This window comes from Arthrobacter sp. I3 (assembly GCF_000520575.1).
Classification (GTDB): domain Bacteria; phylum Actinomycetota; class Actinomycetes; order Actinomycetales; family Micrococcaceae; genus Arthrobacter; species Arthrobacter humicola_A.
On the sequence record NZ_KI914932.1, the window covers coordinates 1 to 15,022 of the forward strand.

The 15,022-nt window shown below is 67.2% G+C and carries 13 protein-coding genes; 9 read left to right on the forward strand and 4 right to left on the reverse strand.

The genetic code is table 11. The features are described 5' to 3' along the window. The first annotated feature begins 79 nt into the window (after positions 1–79). On the forward strand, positions 80–1,375 hold the full coding sequence (locus Y706_RS0113570) for an alkaline phosphatase family protein (RefSeq protein WP_253906794.1): 1,296 nt from the start codon (positions 80–82) through the stop codon (positions 1,373–1,375). An 80-nt stretch (positions 1,376–1,455) separates the two neighbouring features. Here the strand turns inward: Y706_RS0113570 and sepH are convergent, their stop codons facing one another. Further along, positions 1,456–2,883 (reverse strand): septation protein SepH, encoded by a 1,428-nt coding sequence (gene sepH / locus Y706_RS0113575; protein WP_028276997.1) that lies wholly within the window; start codon positions 2,881–2,883, stop codon positions 1,456–1,458. Between the two features lie 332 nt (positions 2,884–3,215). On the opposite strand from sepH, the gene Y706_RS0113580 reads away from it, so the two are divergent. Then, positions 3,216–3,515, forward strand: coding sequence for a DUF4193 domain-containing protein (locus Y706_RS0113580; RefSeq protein ID WP_018772415.1), 300 nt, complete (start codon positions 3,216–3,218; stop codon positions 3,513–3,515). Between the two features lie 116 nt (positions 3,516–3,631). Here the strand turns inward: Y706_RS0113580 and Y706_RS0113585 are convergent, their stop codons facing one another. After that, on the reverse strand, positions 3,632–4,117 hold the full coding sequence (locus tag Y706_RS0113585) for a DUF3093 domain-containing protein (RefSeq protein WP_028276998.1): 486 nt from the start codon (positions 4,115–4,117) through the stop codon (positions 3,632–3,634). 141 nt (positions 4,118–4,258) lie between these two features. Here Y706_RS0113585 and dut point away from each other — a divergent pair, with 141 nt between their 5' ends. The 4 genes from dut to Y706_RS0113605 all read left to right on the forward strand — a co-directional run bounded on the left by dut (position 4,259) and on the right by Y706_RS0113605 (position 6,986). Beyond that, positions 4,259–4,777, forward strand: a complete 519-nt coding sequence (gene dut / locus Y706_RS0113590) for a dUTP diphosphatase (protein ID WP_028276999.1) — start codon at positions 4,259–4,261, stop codon at positions 4,775–4,777. Between the two features lie 184 nt (positions 4,778–4,961). Then, positions 4,962–5,708: a DUF3710 domain-containing protein gene (locus tag Y706_RS0113595; RefSeq protein WP_028277000.1), complete on the forward strand. Its 747-nt coding sequence runs from the start codon at positions 4,962–4,964 to the stop codon at positions 5,706–5,708. Further along, positions 5,701–6,156 (forward strand): hypothetical protein, encoded by a 456-nt coding sequence (locus tag Y706_RS0113600; RefSeq protein WP_028277001.1) that lies wholly within the window; start codon positions 5,701–5,703, stop codon positions 6,154–6,156. Before Y706_RS0113595 ends, Y706_RS0113600 begins: the two co-directional genes overlap by 8 nt. A 95-nt stretch (positions 6,157–6,251) precedes the next feature. After that, positions 6,252–6,986 carry a DUF3159 domain-containing protein gene (locus Y706_RS0113605; RefSeq protein WP_043436174.1) on the forward strand — a complete coding sequence of 245 codons (735 nt, stop codon included), beginning with the start codon at positions 6,252–6,254 and terminating at the stop codon, positions 6,984–6,986. 82 nt (positions 6,987–7,068) lie between these two features. Here the strand turns inward: Y706_RS0113605 and Y706_RS0113610 are convergent, their stop codons facing one another. Then, the gene (locus tag Y706_RS0113610) at positions 7,069–7,812 is read right to left on the reverse strand and encodes a potassium channel family protein (RefSeq protein ID WP_018772421.1); all 744 of its coding nucleotides are present in this window, start codon (positions 7,810–7,812) and stop codon (positions 7,069–7,071) included. After that, entirely contained in the window at positions 7,813–8,484 is a 672-nt protein-coding gene (locus Y706_RS0113615; protein WP_028277003.1) for a potassium channel family protein, read from the reverse strand. It lies immediately after the preceding gene. Positions 8,485–8,638: 154 nt separating this feature from the next. Here Y706_RS0113615 and Y706_RS0113620 point away from each other — a divergent pair, with 154 nt between their 5' ends. The 3 genes from Y706_RS0113620 to Y706_RS25505 form a co-directional block, all read left to right on the forward strand. Next, on the forward strand, positions 8,639–10,615 hold the full coding sequence (locus Y706_RS0113620; protein WP_173403080.1) for an APC family permease: 1,977 nt from the start codon (positions 8,639–8,641) through the stop codon (positions 10,613–10,615). Next, positions 10,612–11,985, forward strand: a complete 1,374-nt coding sequence (locus Y706_RS0113625; RefSeq protein ID WP_028277005.1) for a class I SAM-dependent RNA methyltransferase — start codon at positions 10,612–10,614, stop codon at positions 11,983–11,985. The genes Y706_RS0113620 and Y706_RS0113625 overlap by 4 nt, the downstream gene beginning before the upstream one ends. A gap of 224 nt (positions 11,986–12,209) precedes the next feature. Further along, the coding region (locus Y706_RS25505) for an aconitate hydratase (protein WP_043436167.1) at positions 12,210–15,022 on the forward strand (2,813 nt) is incomplete at its 3' end.

Genomic DNA, 15,022 nt, shown 5'->3' on the forward strand with positions numbered 1-15,022 from the left:
CACAACGGGCCCGGGCTGCCGCCCCGACCGCGGATGGGCGTGTTCGGAAACCGCCTCAGCCGCGGCCACCAGCGCTGACATGGCCCATTTCCGTCAGCCTGAGCCCGCCGAAGATCAGCTGCCAGTCCCGGTATTAGCTCCCTCCCTGGCCGCCGACGCCGCCGACACCGCCGCCGCCGTCCCGCTGGCCGCCGGCCCGTCCCCGCTCCCGCCCGCCCCGGCGTTCGGACACCGTTCCATCGCCGAGGTGCTCACCAGCGCCGCCGCCAGCCTGGGTGTCCCGGGGTTTGAGAACAAACTGAACCTTCCGGCCGCCAAACGTGTGTGTGTGGTGCTGGCCGACGGGCTGGGCCGGAACCTGTTGAAGCAGAAGAGCGCCCACACCCCGTTCCTGCGTGCGGTCCAGCAGGCCGGCCAGGGCCAGGTGCCCGTGTCGCTGGACTCGGCGTTCCCGTCCACCACCGCGGCATCCCTCGCCAGCTTTGGCACCGGACTGTCGGCGGGCCAGCACGGCATGGTGGGCTATGACGTCCTGGATCCGGATCAGGACCGGGTAGTGAACATGCTGGGCAACTGGGACGCCGGCGTGGACCCGCGGACGTGGCAGCCGTTCCCCACCGTTTTCGAACGGGCCGCGGAACACGTCGATGTCACGACGGTCAGCCTGCCGCAGTTCAGCACCTCGGCCATGACCGAGGCCGCGCTCCGCGGAGGCCGCTTCCTCACCGGAACCACATCGCACGCCCGGACCGAAGCTGCCGCCGAGGCCATGGCCGGCGCCGGTCCCTCGCTGATGTACTTCTATGTCAATGAGCTCGACAAGGCCGGGCACCGCCACGGCTGCCAGTCAGCCCAGTGGGAGCACCAGCTGGAAGAACTCGATGCCACGGTGCGCCGGCTCAACGCCACCCTGCCGGCCGGCACCACGGTGCTGCTGACGGCGGACCACGGAATGGTGGACGTGCCCGAATCGCAGCGGATCGACTACTCCGCGGAACCGGCGCTGCTCGCCGGGGTGCGGCACACCGCTGGAGAGCCGCGCATGGTCCACCTCTACCTCGAGGATGGAACGGACGACGCCGCCCGCGGCCGCCTGCTGGCCAACTGGCGGTCCCGTTTCGGGGACAGAATATGGGCCTTCACCCGTGAGGAAGCGATCGCGGGCGGCCTGTTCGGCGACGTGCGGGCCGAGGCTGCCTTGCGGATCGGCGACGTCATGATCGCGGCCCGGGACGCGCTGGCGCTTTACGATACACGCAGGGTCCGGCCCACTGCCCTGGAGGTCGTGGGCCAGCACGGTTCCCTGACGAAAGCCGAGCGGGAAGTCCCGCTGCTCTACTTCCAGGCCGACGGTAAAAAAGCGCCCCGCGGCTGACGGCCCGGCGGAAATCGCTGCCTGAAATTCGGCACGGAAAATCCTGCCTGAAATTCCTGCCGGAAACGCGGGCCCGGTTCTTATTGGTCGTTGCGGGTTCCGAAGACGATTTCGTCCCAGCTCGGAACGCTGGAGCGCTTCGGCTTGGCCGGCTGGCGCTCGGGCTGGTCCGTTCCGGGCTCGTTCCGGGCAGCGGCGTGGGACTCGCGGTGCTGCCGCCGGGACGTTCCACCGCCGATCAATTCATCCAGGCCCGGGCTCGCCGTCGGGCCGCTCTTCGGGGCCGGGCGCAGTTGCGAGGCCGCGATGGTGACCTCCCGGGTCTCGGTGCTGACGCCGTCGTGCAGTTTCAGGGCATCGTCCTCCTCCGGGAGGCGCGGTGCGAGGCTCAGCCGCGAGAGCATCGAGGGCCTGCCGTCGCGCCGTCGCGTGAAGGAGTCGGTTTCCGACGCGGCGGCCGCCTCCACTGCAGGAACGTCCGGCAGACCGGGGTTGATGAGAGCCGGATCGGTCTCGGCCGGGGCGGGATCGCCCTCCGCAGCGGATTCGGGGATGGCATCCGGCTCCACAGCTGCCGGAAGCTCGGTTGCTTCCGGGACCTCCGACGGGCGGGGGTGGGCCGCGGGGACGCCGGTGGTCAGGAGCGTGGCAAGGGCGTCGTCCGCGTCCTCGTCCACGCCGATCCGCTGGCCGCGGCGGGAACGCAGCATGTCCAGCAGCCCGTCGGCGTCTTGTTCCTGGTGGATCCTGTCCTGCTGGAGCAGCATCTGGTGAATAATGCTGTGCTGGCCGGTCGCTGTGCGGGCCGCGGCCTCGGCATCGGTTTCAAAGTCGAAAGGCCGGTCGGAGACGGCCGTGAGGCGCCGGGTCGGCACTGGGCCTTCGAGCGGCTCAAGTTCGCTCAGCTGCTGGGCCCAGCGGTTGGCGTTTTGCAGGGTCTTCCGGGCGGGGTGGAAGGTCCACAGGGCGGGCGGCTCCTCGCCGATTCCGGCCGGGCCGCCGGGCTTGGGCTCGAAGCGGGCCACCACGTTCCAGCTGCCGTCGGGACGTCGCCAGGAATCCCACTCCAGGGTTGAGGGCTCGACACCGTGGGCCCTGAGCCGGTGCTCGACCATGTCGCTGAGGGACGCCGGGTTTTCACCGAACACCGACCGGTAGGCGTCGTGGCCCGGGGCTGGGGAGGCGACCTCCACCTTGCGGGCCTGCTGCGCGATGTACTCGCGTTCGGCCAGGACCGGGCCCTCGTAACGCTGGACTTTCTCCAGCGGAATTCCGGACAGCTCCGCCACTTCGGCGGCGGTGGCCCCGTTGCGAATCCTGGTCTGGATGTCGCGCGGTGACATGGCAATAGGGGGTGCGGCCGCGCTGGACGCGGTCTTCGCCGACGTCCGGCTGGCCGCCACCCGAAGTGCTTCATCGATCGGCAGCTGGAACATCTCGCCGCCGGTGCCACTCAACAGGAGATGCTCTCCGTCGTCGTGGACGCCTACAAGCCGTAGATCCTGCATACAAATCCTCCACCCTGGCATTACTAACAATCGAAACTCTGCCACCAGCGGGACGCATTTCGGGTTAGGACGGCAGGCGCGCCGTGATTTTCCGCGACTTTCCGCGACTTTCCGCCGGTTTTTGCCGGTCTGTGGGAGAGATCGGGGCGAGGGGACCGCTGGGCTCTGGCATTCGGGAGGCGCTTAAGCAAAAATGACCCGACACCGGGCACAAAAACCGCATGTCCGGCGTTACAACGGTGAACCGTTCCCGGAGCCCAGGGTTACCATCCCGGCGGGCCATCCCGGAACGGCGAATCAATCGAACGAATGCGGAGTGTGAGCAACAAATAATGGCGACTGATTACGATGCGCCGCGTAAGACCGAAGAAGACCTCAGCGAGGATTCGATTGAGGCTCTGAAGGCGCGGCGTACGGAGAAGCCTTCCGCCGTGGTGGATGAAGATGAGTCCGACCTCGCCGAAGGCTACGAACTTCCCGGCGCAGACCTGTCCGGGGAGGAACTGCTGGTCCGGGTCCTGCCCGCCCAGGCTGACGAATTCACGTGTGCCTCCTGCTTCCTCGTCCGCCACCGTTCGCAGATTGCCCGCGAAAAGGACGGCCTCAAGTACTGCAAGGATTGCGAGGGCTAGGCACGCGGCAGCCCTGACCAGGACCCCGGATCCCGGGCACGCATTTCAGGACCGGGGAGGAGGCGACGTGAGGTGCCTTCTGGGAGTTGGGGAGAGCCGTGCAGGAGGCGGGGGAACTAAGCGTTGAGCGCGGCGATCAGTTGCTCCGGGTGGCGGCTGGACGCCAGCCAGTACGGGGTGCGGTCCGAGGGGTCCTCGATCTCGATCCGGACCACCGGATCCACCCACCCACGGATACACAGGAACGCCAGCCCATTGAGCCTGGTGCCCCGCTCCGCCGTCGCTTCTTTGCCCCGGAACGCCGTGGCCTTGCCCAGGAACCCGCGTTCAATCGTGGCCCTGCCCACCTTCAGGGTGGTCCTCGTGACAGTGATTGACGGCGTGGACAGGACCAGCAGCACGGAGATGATGACGAAGAGCACGATCGCTGCGGTAATACCGGCCCAGATGCTGATGGGCGCCAGCATGAGGATCCCGGCACTGGAGAACCCCGCCGCGACCAGCCAGATCCAGAAGTTCGGCCAAAGCTTCTCGGAGTAAAGGGCAGTGGAGTCGCTCGGGGCGCTCTTCGGGGCAGGCGCGGCTGCGCTGGATTCGGGCATAAGCACAGCTTTTCATCTTTCCCGGCCTATTTCACCTCGGCCCCGCCCGGCTCCAGCCCTGGATCAACCCGGAAGCGCCGTGCCCGGGCAGGCCAGCGGCGGCTAGGACGATGTTCCTTGCGGGCGTTAGAGTGAGGGACTGTGACTGAAGAAAACACCGCCGTCGCCAGTGCCGCACCGACGGCCAGCGACGCAGCCTACGGAACGCCCACCTTGACGGTACAGCTGAAAATGCTCGACGACGGGCTCGAGCCGCCGTCGTACGCGCACCCGGGCGACGCGGGCGCTGACCTTCGCGCCCGCGAGGACGTCGTCCTCGCGCCGGGGGAGCGCCGCCTCGTCCCGACAGGCGTCGCGATTGCGCTTCCGGATGGATTCGTTGCGCTGATCCACCCCCGGTCCGGCCTCGCCACCAAGCACGGACTCACGGTGGTGAACGCCCCGGGGACTGTGGACGCCGGCTACCGCGGTGAAATCGCGGTGACACTGCTCAATACGGACCGGGACGAGGCGATCGAGCTCCGCCGCGGCGATAGAATTGCACAAATGGTCATTCAGCGCGTGGAGTACGCCAGGTTCCTCCCGGTCGAGGAGCTCGACGGCTCCGTCCGCGGCGGGGGAGGCTTCGGTTCCACCGGCGGTTTCGGCGGACCGGCCTGAGCGCAGGCCCCGGCAACGCCACGGGAGCCAACTGCGTTGTTGCAGTGCCGCAGGCACTGCAGCACATGCAGGCAATGATGCACGGAATTAAGGAGCCGGCCGCGGGGTTAGCGGGCGGCCACGCGGACAGGCGCCAGGACGGCGCCGGGCGGCGGCACAGGATCACAACTGAAGGAGACACCCCATGGTTTTTGGGCGCGGCAGGAAAGCCAAACAGGAGCAGCCGACCGGGGCCGATACGGACCAGAACGCTGTGGCCACGGAAGCTGCTGGTGACGCCGCCGCGACACCGGCCGGGAACGTTGCCGAAACCGCCGGCCGGGCCGCGACGGGTCCCTTCGACGTCTCGGAAATCGACGACCAGGACGGGTACGTGGACCTCGGTGCGCTGCTGATCGCACCCCGCGAGGGACTCCAGCTCCGCTTGGAGGTTGAAGAGGCGAGCCAGCGCGTCGTCGCCGTCACCATGGACCTGGAGGGATCGAGCCTTCAGCTGCAGGCCTTCGCCGCCCCCCGCTCCGAGGGCCTGTGGGATGAAATCCGTGAGCAGATCGGGCAGTCGGTCGGCAGCCAGGGCGGCCAGGTCGAGGAGGTCGAGGGCAGCTTCGGCACCGAACTCGTGGCGAAGCTTCCCGCCGGCGGCGCGGACGGCAGCCAGGGATACCGAGTGGCCCGCTTCATCGGCGTCGATGGCCCGCGCTGGTTCCTCCGCGGAGTCTTCGGCGGCGAGGCAGCCCTTGACCGCGACGCGGCGGCCGGACTGGAGGGGCTCTTCCGGAAGATCGTCGTGGTCCGCGGCGAGAACCCCATGCCGCCGCGTGACCTGCTGCAGCTGCGCCTGCCCAAGGACACCGCCGCTGCACCGTCGCCGCAGGCGGCCCCCGAATTCGAACAGCCCGAACGCGGACCGGAGATAACCCAGATTGGCTGATGCCGCCGGTAAGAAAGCCACCGCCGCCATGTCCGTCCGGGACTTGCCGGACCGCGGGCGGGTGCTGTGCCACGGCTTCATCGAGTCCGTCACGTACGTGCCCGCCAACCAGGTGGCTTCCTTCATTGCGATCCTGATCGATCACGACGTACCTGCGCCCGTCAGCCGTTTCCCGGGTTTTGGTGCCAAAGCCGGATCCGGTGCCGGGGCGGCCAGCAGCCTGCCGGCCAACGGGGTATCAACACACCGGGTGCGCCCCGGCGCCCAGCGCCAGCGGCCGGCCGGTCCCAAGGAGCGGCTGCGCGTTGTATGGCTTGGCCGGCGCCGGATCCCCGGCGTCGACGCCGGAACGGAGCTCCGGCTCGAGGGCATGGTCACCATCCGCGACGGGCTGCCCACGATCTTCAACCCACGCTACGAAATACTCTCCCGCCAGGAGGAGCAATGAGCTTGCCCGAACACCCCGAGCGGGACCGCCCGGAGCGGCCTCATCAAGACACCGGCCGGCAGGAGCCGGCGGAATCCGCGGACGGCGGCCGGGACATGTCCGCACCCGTGACTTCCGAGCCCACAGCCGCCCAGCCCACAACCGCCGCGCCAACTGTCGCTCAGCTTGCCGGGGACTACGCGGCCAAGGCCGGCCTGCACCGGTCGAGCAACGGCAACATTGATGTGCTTAGAAGCGCCGGCGGCATCCAGGGCATCGCCGAGAGCATCCTCCCGGGCCTGGTCTTCCTGATTGCCTTCACCCTCGACCGGGAAAACCTGGCGATGGCCGTCACGGCCTCCCTGGCGGTGGCCGCCGTCTTCACCGTGGCGCGGCTGGTTCAGCGCAAACCACTGACGCAGGCTCTCGCCGGCTTCATCGGCGTCGGCCTCTCCGCATGGCTGGCCACCTCGACCGGCAAAGCAGAGAACTTCTACGTCCTGGGGTTCTTCACCAACGTCGGCTACATCCTGGCAATGTCGATCTCCGTGTTCGTGCGCTGGCCGATCGCCGGCCTGCTCTTCGGCTTCATCCGCAACGAGGGCCTGGAATGGCGCAAGGACCCGAAGCGGATCAGGGCGTACAGCATCGGCACGTGGGTGATCGTTGCCGTGCTGGTCCTGCGGCTCGTGGTGCAGGTGCCGCTCTACTTCATGGGCGAGCAGGGCCTCGCCGCCCTCGCCACCACCAGGCTCCTTATGGGCGCCCCGCTGTACATCCTCGGCATCTGGGTTGCCTGGCTGATCACCCGGCCGGCCCCGGTGCCCGCCGCGGCCCCAGAGGCCAACTGACCCGATGCGCTATGAGATATGGCCGTTCCCAAACTTCGGGAACGGCCATATCTGGTAGCGCAACTATTGGGAGCGGAACGGATCAGCCGTCGAAGCCGTCGTCCCCGGCCGGCTGGGTGCCGTGGCCGTGTTGGTCCGAGGTCACCGGGTGCTGGTCCTCCAGCGGTGATTCGGGCGCCAGCAGGGCGCGGAGGTCGTCCTCGGCCGCGATCGTGGTGACAAAGAACAGTTCGTCGCCGCCGTCGATCACGTCGTCGCGGCTCGGCGTGATGGGCGCCTGGTCCCGCAGGATCGCAACGAGGGTGGCGTCCTCGGGCCACTGGACATCGCCCACGGTCAGCCCGATCACATGCGAGTCGTGCGGGACCGTGAACTCCACCAGCGAGGACACCCCGGTCTGCAGTGTCAGCAGCCGCACCAGGTCACCGATCTCCACCGCCTCCTCCACCAGGGCGGTCATCAGCTGCGGGGTGTTGACCGCGACGTCGACGCCCCAGGAGTCGTCGAACATCCAGTCGTTCTTGGGGTTGTTGACCCGGCCGACGGTACGCCCGACGCCGAATTCCGTTTTGGCCAGCAGCGAGACCACCAGGTTGACCTTGTCGTCACCGGTGGCGGAGACCACGACGTCGGCGTCCTCGAGTTTGGCGTCCTGCAGCGTGCTCAGCTCGCAGGCATCACCGACCAGCCAGTGGGCTCCGCGCAGCCCGCTCCGGCCGATGACCTCCGGCTTCTCGTCGATCAGCAGGATTTCGTGCTTGTGGGCCAACAACTCGCGGGCGATCGAGGACCCGACGCTTCCGGCACCGACGATGACGACTTTCACTCAGGACTCCTTGGCGGGGGATTTGGCGAGAATATGGCCGATTTCCGAGCTCCGGTCCACGTTCAGCATGGCGTGGACGGTGTCGCCGTCCTGGTAGGACGTGCCGGCAACGGGCAGCATGCCCTCGCCGAACCGGGTCAGATACGCGATCCGGATGCCGGCCGCCTTCTCGATCGAGGAGATCGGGTGCCCGATCCAGTCCGGGTTAAGGTCAACTTCGGCGAGGACCAGCCGGCCCGAGGGCTCCCGGTAGTCGCCGGCGATGTGCTGTTCGGGCAGGATGCGGCGCAGCACCTGGTCGGCGCTCCAGCGGACCGCGGCGACCGTGGGAATGCCGAGGCGCTGGTAGATTTCGGCGCGGCCCGGATCGTAGATCCTGGCCACCACATGGGGAACGTGGAAAGTCTCCCGTGCCACCCGGGTGGCGAGGATGTTGGAGTTGTCGCCGCTGGAAACGGCCGCGAAGGCATAGGCCTCCTCGACGCCTGCCCGCTTCATCGTCTCGCGGTCAAACCCGACCCCCGTGACCTTCCGTCCGGAAAACCCGGTGCGGAGCCGCCGGAAGGCGCGGTCATCCTGGTCGATGATGGCCACCGAATGACCGGCGTCCTCGAGCGTGTGTGCCAGGGTTGACCCGACACGGCCACAACCCATGATCACGAAGTGCGCCACAAGGGCCTCCTCTTGGTTCTGCGTCTGATACTGCGTAAAACTCTACCGGCCACGCGGTGCCGGAAGGCCACGGCCACGGGGCGCCGGCCGACGTCCTTGCGGACGCCAACTTCGCCGTCATGACATCGCGTCCGAATCAGACTAGCTTTGTGTGGTGCTGACAATTTTCAATGCCGTGAAGCGGGTGCTGGTAGGCAAGCCCTTCCGGAACGACCGTCTGGCCCACACGCTCTTGCCGAAGCGGATCGCGCTGCCCATTTTCGCCTCGGACGCGCTGTCCTCGGTGGCCTATGCCCCGGATGAAATCCTCCTGACCCTGGCCCTGGCCGGCGTGAGCGCGGTCGCCATCGCTCCGTGGGTGGGCCTCGCCGTCATGGTGGTGCTTCTGACCGTCGTGGCCTCCTACCGCCAGAACGTCCACGCCTACCCCTCCGGCGGCGGCGATTACGAGATTGCCAACGTCAACTTGGGCAAGTTCGCCGGCCTCACCGTGGCCTCGGCGCTGCTGGTCGACTATGTGCTGACGGTGGCTGTGTCCATGTCGTCGGCCGCGACGTACCTGACCACCGCCGTGCCCTCGCTGCACGGGCAGCAGGCGGCGATTGCCACGATCGGCGTCATCATCCTGGCCCTCGTGAACCTGCGCGGGATTAAGGAGGCGGGCAGCGTCTTCGCCGTCCCGACCTACATCTTCATGGCCTCGATCCTGGGCATGACCGCCGTCGGGGTCTTCCAGGCCGCAACCGGCCAGCTGGGGCAGGCACCGTCGGCGGCGTTCGAGATTGTGCCTGAGCCGGGCTTCGACGAAGGACTTGTCGGTCTGGCCGGCGCGTTCCTGCTGCTGCGTGCCTTCTCCTCCGGCGCGGCGGCCCTGACCGGCGTCGAAGCCATCAGCAACGGTGTGCCCAACTTCCAGAAGCCGAAGAGCAAGAACGCGGCCACCACGCTGCTGCTGCTGGGCGTGATTGCCTCGGCCATGCTCGCGGGCATCATCTACCTGGCCAACGCCACCAAAGTGCACATCGTGCTGGACCCGGCGACCGAATTCCTGCTGAACGGCAAACCGTTGGAAGAGGGCTACATCCAGAACCCGGCCATCAGCCAGATCGCGCAGACCGTCTTCGGCGAGGGCTCCATCCCGTTCTATATCGTGGTGGCCGCCACCGGCGTCATCCTGGTGTTCGCCTCCAACACGGCGTTCAACGGTTTTCCGGTGCTCGGCTCGATCCTGGCGCAGGACGGCTACCTGCCGCGCCAGCTGCGCACCCGTGGCGACCGGCTGGCCTTCAGCAACGGCGTCCTGGCCCTGGCGGCCGGCGCCCTGGTGCTCATCATCGCCTTCAACGCCGACGTCACAAAGCTCATCCAGCTCTACATCGTGGGCGTCTTCATCTCCTTCACGATGAGCCAGCTGGGCATGATCCGGCACTGGGGCCGGGAGCTGAAGCTTTCCAAGGAACCTGCCGTGCGGTTGCGCATCATCAAGTCCCGGACCATCAACACGGTGGGCTTCTGCATGACCGCCCTGGTCTTGGTGATCGTCCTGATCACCAAGTTCTCGCAGGGCGCCTGGATCGCGCTGCTGGCGATGTTCGTGCTGTTCCTGATCATGTGGAGCATCCGGGCGCACTATGACAACGTGGCCAAGGAACTCGCCGTCGACGAGGACTCCTCGCCGCGCGCCCTACCCACCCGGGTGCACGCGGTGCTGCTCGTCTCGCACGTGCGCAAGCCGGTTCTGCGCGCCCTCGCCTACGCCCGGGCCTCCCGCCCGTCGCGGCTGGACGCCATTACCGTGGACATCAGCTCCGAGGAAACCGAGGCGACAGTTGCGGACTGGGAGAAGCTCGAAATCCCGGTACCCCTAACCGTGCTGGCCAGCCCGTTCCGCGAAACGGTGACCCCGATCATGGACTACATCAAGAACATGCGCCGCGATTCGCCGCGCGACCTGATCGTGGTCTACATCCCGGAGTACGTCGTGGGCAAATGGTGGGAGCAACTCGTCCACAACCAGACTGCGCTGCGCATCAAAACCCGGCTGCACTTCGAGCCCGGGGTCATGGTGTGTAGTGTGCCGTGGCAGCTGAAATCGTCCGAAGAAGCCAAGAACCTGCAGGATATCCAATGACCCACGACACCCGGACGCACGCCCACACCGATACCCGCACCGAACTGACGCTCGACGTCGGACCCGTCGCCCACGGCGGGCACTGCGTTGCCCGGCACGAGGGACGCGTCATCTTCGTCCGGCACGGGATTCCCGGCGAAAAGGTCCGTGTCCGGCTCACTGACGACGGCCCGGCCGCGAAATTCTGGCGCGCCGATGTGGTGGAGGTACTGGAGCCCTCCCCGGACCGGGTGCCGCACTTCTGGGACCTCGCCGATTCCGCGCGCTCCTGGTCGCACCGGCACCCGCCCGTCGGCGGCGCCGAACTCGGCCACATCTCCCTGGCGCGCCAGCGCAGCCTCAAAGCCGAGGTCCTGGCCGAACAGCTCAAGCGGCTGGCCGGCGTCGAACTTGCGCCGGCGGGGCAGCTCACAGTCGAAGCCGTCGGCACGGCCGCGGGGGAGCCGGCCGCTTCCGGCCTGGGCTGGCGGACGCGCGCCGGCTTCGCCGTGACGGCGGCCGGCAAGCTCGGCATGCACGCCCACCGCTCCGATGCCATCCTGCCCGTGCGCGACATGCCGCTGGCCGTGGACGGGATCAACGCGCTCCGGCTCTGGGACATCGACCTGCAGGGCATCGACCGGGTCGAGGTCGCCGCCCCGGCGAACGGCTCCCGGCCGCTGGTGCTGCTGGTGCCAGCCCCGGGAACCCGGTCCAAGCGGCTCAGCGGCATCCTGGCCCAGCTGCCCGACGACGTCTCGGTCGCCAGCCTGGACCCGGCCACCGGCGAGGTGCTGCAGTTGCGCGGCCGCACCTACGTCCAGGAGTCTGCAGCGGGCCACGAGTACCGGGTTACCGGCGACGGCTTCTGGCAGATCCACCGGGATGCCCCGGAGACACTCGTCGGCGCCGTCACCGGCTTCCTGCACGACGGCGGCTACCTCGCGCCGGGCTCGGTGGTGGCGGACCTGTACGCCGGGGCCGGGCTGTTCACGGCACCGCTGGCCGATGCCGTGGGCGTGACCGGATCCGTGCTCTCGGTCGAGGGAGCCCCGGGAACCAGCCGCGATGCACGCAAGAACCTGCACGACGCCGCCCAGGTCGAGATCGTCCAGGGCCGTGTGGAGCGCGTGCTGCGGCAGAAACCCCGCAACTTCGACGCCCTGATCCTGGACCCGCCACGCGCAGGTGCCGGCAAGGCGGTAGTCAAACAGTTGATGGACGCCGGTCCCCGGGCCGTCGCCTACGTCTCCTGCGATCCGGCCTCATTCGCCCGCGACCTGGGCTATTTCCGGCAGGGCGGCTGGGGCCTGGCCGGGCTGCGTGCCTTCGACCTGTACCCGCATACCCACCACATGGAGACTGTGGCGTTGCTGACTCCTCAACCGTGATGCCACTAGGATGGGCGTAGTAGTCCGTCGTCGCGCTCCATCATCAGTGGTTAATTGAGTACTGGCGTTGAATTAACCACCTGCGTTGATTTAGCGGCCGTTCCCTGCGTTCTTACCTGCATTGCGTACCATGATGTACCGATGCCTGTATTAGTTAGGCCGACCTAACTAGCAAGGGTCCAGTAGCGCGACAAAGATGAAACTGTTGCGAGAGGAGTCCTGCGATGAGCATTGTGGACAGCTTCGGTTCAAAAGGCAAACTTAATGTAGCCGGAACCGAATATGAAATTTTCCGGTTGAACTCCGTCGAAGGTGCAGAAAACCTTCCGTTCAGCCTCAAGGTATTGCTTGAAAACCTGTTGAGGACCGAGGACGGTGCCAACATCACGGCCGACCACGTCCGTGCGCTGGCAGGCTGGGATCCCAGCGCCGAGCCCGACACCGAGATCCAGTTCACGCCGGCGCGCGTGATCATGCAGGACTTCACCGGCGTGCCGTGCGTCGTTGACCTCGCCACCATGCGTGAGGCCGTCAAGGAGCTCGGCGGAGACCCGAAGCGGGTCAACCCGCTGGCACCGGCCGAAATGGTCATTGACCACTCGGTCCAGATTGACGCCTTCGGCAACTCCGGCGCACTGGAGCGCAATATGGAGATCGAATACCAGCGCAACGGGGAGCGTTACCAGTTCCTGCGCTGGGGCCAGACGGCATTTGACGACTTCAAGGTCGTCCCGCCGGGCACCGGCATTGTGCACCAGGTCAACATCGAGTACCTGGCCCGCACCGTCATGACCCGTGAAGTCGACGGCGTTGTCCGCGCTTACCCGGACACTTGCGTCGGCACCGACTCGCACACCACCATGGTCAACGGCCTGGGCGTGCTGGGCTGGGGCGTTGGCGGCATCGAGGCCGAGGCTGCCATGCTTGGCCAGCCCGTGTCCATGCTCATCCCGCGCGTCGTGGGCTTCAAGCTCACCGGCTCCATCCCGGCCGGCGCCACCGCCACCGACGTCGTCCTGACCATCACCGAGCAGCTGCGCAAGCACGGTGTGGTCGGCAAGTTCGTCGAGTTCTACGGTGAAGGCGTCGCGGCTGTGCCGCTGGCCAACCGTGCAACGATCGGCAACATGAGCCCGGAGTTCGGCTCCACCGCCGCGATGTTCCCGATCGACGACGTCACCCTCGACTACCTGCGCCTCACCGGCCGGTCCGACGAGAACGTCGCGCTCGTGGAGTCGTACGCGAAGGAACAGGGCCTCTGGCACGACCCCTCCCGCGAGATCAAGTTCTCCGAGTACCTCGAACTGGACCTGTCCACGGTTGTTCCGTCGATCTCCGGCCCGAAGCGCCCGCAGGACCGCATCATCCTCACGGAGTCCAAGGCCCAGTTCCGCGAGGACCTGCGCAACTACGTGAAGGAAGACCTGGCCGACGGAAGCCTGGACGAAGCGATCGACGAAAGCTTCCCGGCTTCGGACTCGCCCTCATTCACCGCCTCTTCGTCGCACCTGAGCGACGTGGCCCCGCACGCGCACGGCCCGAAGTCCAACGGCCGCCCGTCCAACAAGGTCAGCGTCAAGACCGCGGACGGACGCGAGTTCGAGCTCGACCACGGCGCGGTCTCGATCGCCTCGATCACCTCCTGCACCAACACGTCCAACCCGTCCGTGATGCTGGCCGCCGCACTGCTGGCCCGCAACGCCGTCGACAAGGGCCTGACGTCCAAGCCGTGGGTCAAGACCTCCGTGGCTCCCGGTTCCAAGGTGGTCACCGACTACTACAACAAGTCGGGCCTGACCCCGTACCTGGAGAAGCTCGGCTTCTACATCGTGGGCTATGGCTGCGCCACCTGCATCGGCAACTCCGGTCCGCTTGACGCCGAGATCTCCGAGGCCATCCAGGCCAACGACCTCTCCGTCACCGCGGTGCTCTCCGGCAACCGTAACTTCGAAGGCCGGATCAACCCGGACGTGAAGATGAACTACCTGGCCTCCCCGCCGCTGGTCATCGCCTACGCCCTGGCCGGTTCCATGGACTTCGACTTCGACAACGACGCCCTGGGCCAGGACGAGGCCGGCAACGACGTCTTCCTGAAGGACATCTGGCCGAACCCGGTCGAGGTGCAGCAGGTCATCGATTCCTCGATCGACAAGGAAATGTTCGCCCGCGGCTACGAAGGCGTCTTTGAGGGCGACGATCGCTGGAAGGCGCTCGACACCCCCGCCGGCGACACCTTCGCCTGGGACGAGAAGTCCACGTACGTCCGCAAGCCCCCGTACTTCGAGGGCATGAAGGCCCAGCCGGAGCCGGTCCACGACATCACCGGTGCGCGAGTGCTGCTCAAGCTGGGCGACTCCGTCACCACGGACCACATCTCCCCGGCCGGTTCCTTCAAGTCGGACACCCCGGCCGGCCAGTACCTGCTGGCCAACGGTGTGGAGCGCAAGGACTTCAACTCCTACGGCTCACGCCGTGGCAACCACGAGGTCATGATCCGCGGCACGTTCGCGAACATCCGCATCAAGAACCAGCTCCTGGACGGCGTGGAGGGCGGCTTCACCCGCGACTTCACCCAGGCTGACGGCCCGCAGGCCTACGTCTACGACGCCGCGCAGAACTACCAGGCAGCCGGCACCGCGCTGGTGGTCCTGGCAGGCAAGGAGTACGGCTCGGGTTCGTCCCGTGACTGGGCCGCCAAGGGCACTGCCCTGTTGGGCGTCAAGGCTGTCGTTGCCGAGAGCTACGAGCGCATCCACCGCTCCAACCTGATCGGCATGGGTGTCCTCCCGCTGCAGTACCCGGCCGGCCAGAACGCCGCCAGCCTGGGCCTGACCGGTACGGAAACCTACGCAGTTGAGGGCGTCACCGCCCTGAACGATGGCACCACGCCGAAGACCCTCAAGGTCACGGCCACCGCCGAAGACGGTTCCGTCACGTCCTTCGACGCCGTGCTGCGCATCGATACGCCGGGCGAGGCGGACTACTACCGCAACGGCGGCATCCTGCAGTACGTCCTGCGCCAGATCTCCGCACACTA

Bases quoted from the DNA above. Each gene is read 5' to 3' on its own strand.
- Y706_RS0113605 (WP_043436174.1), top strand. From the start codon at position 6,252: ATGTCCGCACCCGTGACTTCCGAGCCCACAGCCGCCCAGCCCACAACC.
- Y706_RS0113580 (WP_018772415.1), top strand. From the start codon at position 3,216: ATGGCGACTGATTACGATGCGCCGCGTAAGACCGAAGAAGACCTCAGC.
- Y706_RS0113585 (WP_028276998.1), bottom strand. From the start codon at position 4,117: ATGCCCGAATCCAGCGCAGCCGCGCCTGCCCCGAAGAGCGCCCCGAGC.
- Y706_RS0113570 (WP_253906794.1), top strand. From the start codon at position 80: ATGGCCCATTTCCGTCAGCCTGAGCCCGCCGAAGATCAGCTGCCAGTC.
- Y706_RS0113595 (WP_028277000.1), top strand. From the start codon at position 4,962: ATGGTTTTTGGGCGCGGCAGGAAAGCCAAACAGGAGCAGCCGACCGGG.
- sepH (WP_028276997.1), bottom strand. From the start codon at position 2,883: ATGCAGGATCTACGGCTTGTAGGCGTCCACGACGACGGAGAGCATCTC.
- Y706_RS0113625 (WP_028277005.1), top strand. From the start codon at position 10,612: ATGACCCACGACACCCGGACGCACGCCCACACCGATACCCGCACCGAA.